We start from the raw sequence: 2971 nt of genomic DNA, 5'->3' as shown, positions 1-2971 counted from the left end.
AGCGCGCGAGCCATTGGAGACGCGAGCTCCGGTCGGGCTGGAGCCCCATTTAAGAAGTGCGGCGCGGGACGCCTCAATGACCTTGGGGTGGAAGGAAAGCCCGAGGTAGTCATTGCTCGCCAGCATGACCATGTCGCGGCCCTGCAGACGCACGGTGGTGCCCTGCTGGGCCTCCATGGCATGATAGTAGGGCGCGTAACGCAGGCGCAGCTTGGTGGCCGAATCGTCGCGGGCGCGCTCAGCGATCGGATTCTTGGACTTGGAGAAAAAAGGGAAGGCCATGGAAATTACGGAAATTTAGCGTAACCGCTAAGCTAGAATCACGCCGTCCTGCATACGAAAAACGTGGTCGCAGCGGTTGGCCAAATCGGGGTTGTGCGAAACCATCAGCAGCGCTTGGCCGCGTTGATGAGCGATGTCGCTGAGCAACGCGAACACCCGGTCGGCGTTGGCGTGGTCTAGGTTGCCGGTGGGCTCGTCGGCCAGAATCAAACCAGGGTCGTTGGCCAGCGCACGGGCAATGGCCACGCGCTGCTGTTCACCACCTGAAAGCTGGGTTCCCAGACGGCGGGTTTTGTCGCCTAGTCCAACGGCGGTGAGCAGGTCCGACGCCTTGGCGCGCATCGCTTCCTCGGACAGGCGGCCGAGCTTGCGCATGGGCAACATGACGTTTTCAAGAGCGGTGAACTCCTTGAGCAAAAAATGAAACTGGAAGACAAAGCCCATGTGCTCATTGCGCACGGCGGTGCGCTCGTCATCGGTCAGCCGACTGGTCTCGCGGTCACCCACCCAGATGCGGCCCTCGTCGGGGATGTCGAGTAGACCGATCAGGTAAAGTAGCGTGCTTTTACCCGAGCCGGAATGGCCAGCGATGGCGTAGGTGCGCCCGCCCTCAATGGTGAAGCCGACTCCGCGCAACGCATGGCAGCGGGTGTCGCCCTCGCCCAGGTGGCGGTGGAGGTTTTCGACGCGCAGGAGGCTCATGAGGAACTCCCCCGGATGACGGCGCCCGGCTCCAGTCGCGCGGCGCGGCGGGATGGGAAATAACTGGCAATTAATACCACGATTGTGGCGATGATTGCGGCCGCCACGTAGTGCCACGGATCCCACAGGACGACGAAATGGTCGCTGGCGAAAATCCCGCGGATACGAATCGGGATATGCGACAAGGTGTAAGTCCCCAAGGCTGCGGCCGCGCACCCGAGCACCACGCCGATCACGACGACGATGCCACCTTGCAGCATAAAAATACGGCTGATGTCAGCCCGCGTGTAGCCCATCGAACGCAGGATGGCGATTTCGCGGGTCTTATCGACGACGATCATCACCAAGGTGTTAAACATACCCAAGCCGGAGATAAAAATGATTGTTGAAATGGTGAGCGCGGAAGAAATCCGCAGCACGCTGAACACCTGCAGCCAGGTTTTTTCGCGTTCCTGCCACGCCATGGTGGAGTGACCGAGGGCTTCCTGAATGCGCGGGGCGAGCGCGGGGGCGAGCGCGGCGTCACGCAGGTTGAGCTGAATGAACGAGGCGCCCGTGGGCTTGTTGAGCAGGGTGCGAATCGCGGCGATGTGGAGGTAAACGCGTTCGCGATCCACCTGGTCGATACCGGTCTCGAAAATGGCGGAGACTCGGTAACGCTGCGGCTCGCCGGGCCCATCGAGCAAAACCGAGTCGCCCACCGCAAGGTTCATGCGCCTGGCAATGCGCGCACCGACGATCAGGGCGTACGGGCTTTCGCCAAAGGCCTTCATCGAGCCGTCGATGATCTGGGTCTCCAGGTCGGACACATTAAGAAAGGTGTCGAGGTCGATGCCGTAGGGCTTGGTGTCGTATTCGCGAAAGTTGGCGATGAGCGTGGCGTTGCCGCGAATCACGGGTGAGGCGGCCGTCACCTCAGGGAAACCCTTGAGCGCATCGGTAACGGCTTTGGCGTGCTGCACCCCGGGGATGTATTTGACCGAGCCCTCCACCGCGATGGCGAAGCTGCTGCCCTCGCCTGCGTTGAGCGCACGCGTCGACTGGATGCGGTCCTCGATGCGAACCATCCCGTTAACACCGAGAATGGTTTTGATAAAATAAGCCTCAAACCCCGCCGTCTGCGCCTGGGTGATCACGAAAAACGCCACGCCAAACACGATGCCCGTCAGGCTCATGAGCATGGCGCGTTTGCGCGCCCCCAGGAAGCGAAGCGCGATTAACAGAGCGGGAGCCATCGGAAATACAGCGGCGGTTATCCGTTCACGGGGCAACCTGGACGCGGGCTCCATCGGTGAGCGACTCCACCTGCGAGACGGCCACCTGTGCGTTTTCCGCAACGCCCTCCAGCAGCTCCACCGCGCTCAGGCTGCGGAAACCCACCGTGACGGGGCGACGATGCGCCACGCCATTTTCGATCACAAAAACCGCCCCATCCTTGAGCGCGGAACGCGGCGCAATCAACGCACCGTCGCGGCGGTTGCGAATGATGCTCGCCTCACCGCTCAAGCCCGGAATGAGGCGCTCGGCGGGGATGCTCACCTCAAGGTAGGCGCGGTATTGCTGATTGAGCGGATCGGCGTTGGGCAGGACTTTGACCACCTTGGCCGGATAAAGCTCGGGCCCGTAGGCGAGAAAGCGCACCGACGCATCCAACCCGGGGCGAATGCCGGAAAAATCCTCCTCGTTGATGCGCGCTTCGACCTGGAGCGCTTGACTGAACAGGCGCACCAACGGGGCGCGCACCGCGACCACTTCACCGGGCTGGGCAAACAGCTCGGTTACCGTACCCGAAGCCGGGGCCTTGACGCGGCAATCGTTAATATCCCGGCGGATCAGCTTAATGGCGTGATCCAAGTCGGCGAGTTGTTGGTCGCGGGACAGGCGCTCCTTGGTCTGCGTCTCGATGAACATGGCCATCTCCTCCTGCTGGCGTTTGAGCTGGAGTTCGGGGTATTCGCCCGAGCGCGTGCGAGCGGTAAAGTTGGCC

General features: G+C 62.0%; 3 protein-coding genes and 1 pseudogene. All 4 read right to left on the bottom strand.

The genetic code is table 11. The annotated features are described in order from the left end of the window. Window positions 1–282: pseudogene (locus tag ACIQ2X_RS15760) on the bottom strand (hypothetical protein); the annotation flags it as partial. 27 nt (window positions 283–309) lie between these two features. Further along, window positions 310–984 (bottom strand): ABC transporter ATP-binding protein, encoded by a 675-nt coding sequence (locus ACIQ2X_RS15755; RefSeq protein ID WP_396179926.1) that lies wholly within the window; start codon window positions 982–984, stop codon window positions 310–312. Further along, window positions 981–2159 (bottom strand): ABC transporter permease, encoded by a 1179-nt coding sequence (locus tag ACIQ2X_RS15750; protein ID WP_396179925.1) that lies wholly within the window; start codon window positions 2157–2159, stop codon window positions 981–983. Before ACIQ2X_RS15750 ends, ACIQ2X_RS15755 begins: the two co-directional genes overlap by 4 nt. Before the next feature lie 85 nt (window positions 2160–2244). Then, window positions 2245–2971: efflux RND transporter periplasmic adaptor subunit (locus ACIQ2X_RS15745; protein ID WP_396179924.1), on the bottom strand; the 727-nt coding region annotated here is incomplete at its 5' end.

Origin of the sequence: Flavobacterium sp. (assembly GCF_044368625.1) — a bacterium.
In the GTDB taxonomy this organism is placed as follows: Bacteria; Bacteroidota; Bacteroidia; order Flavobacteriales; family Flavobacteriaceae; genus Flavobacterium.
Note: the sequence above shows the minus strand (reverse complement) of the source record. Positions and strands in the feature narration are given on the sequence as shown.

Coding starts and splice junctions, on each gene's coding strand:
- ACIQ2X_RS15755 (WP_396179926.1), bottom strand. CDS start 984: ATGAGCCTCCTGCGCGTCGAAAACCTCCACCGCCACCTGGGCGAGGGC.
- ACIQ2X_RS15750 (WP_396179925.1), bottom strand. CDS start 2,159: ATGAGCCTGACGGGCATCGTGTTTGGCGTGGCGTTTTTCGTGATCACC.